This window comes from Pseudoalteromonas sp. SG44-17, from assembly GCF_014164235.1.
GTDB lineage: Bacteria > Pseudomonadota > Gammaproteobacteria > Enterobacterales > Alteromonadaceae > Pseudoalteromonas > Pseudoalteromonas rhizosphaerae.
The window spans coordinates 1-437 of the sequence record NZ_JACJEV010000105.1 but is presented as its reverse complement, the minus strand read 5'-3'; the positions used below and the strand labels follow the sequence as shown (position 1 = coordinate 437).

At 52.9% G+C, this 437-nt stretch carries 1 protein-coding gene; it reads right to left on the bottom strand.

Going from position 1 to position 437, the window contains the following annotated elements; genetic code table 11:
• A partial coding sequence (locus H5182_RS22090; RefSeq protein WP_220497125.1) for an Ig-like domain-containing protein occupies window positions 1-437 on the bottom strand: 437 nt, incomplete at both ends.

Below are 437 nucleotides of genomic sequence, written 5' to 3'. Positions count from 1 at the left end.
CCATCGCTGATAGTCACACTGACACTGGCATTGGCTTCCGCCCCAGAGCCGGTGATCAATACACTGTCATCTTCTACGGCATTGATCCGGCCATCAACCTCAATCGGGGTCGTTATGGTCAAGGCATTCGGTGCTGCGTTATCTAAAATCACTGAGGTGCTGGCTGCACTTGAAGTATTGCCCGCTGTATCCGATTGTGTGGCGCTGACGGTGAGCATGCCATCGTTAAAGCTGCTGACATCAAACTCACTACCACTGATAGTCCATGCCCCAGAGCCATCAGCCGTCACAGTACGCGATTGGTTATTCGAACCATCGCTGATAGTCACACTGACACTGGCATTGGCTTCCGCCCCAGAGCCGGTGATCAATACACTGTCATCTTCTACGGCATTGATCCGGCCATCAACCTCAATCGGGGTCGTTATGGTCAAGGC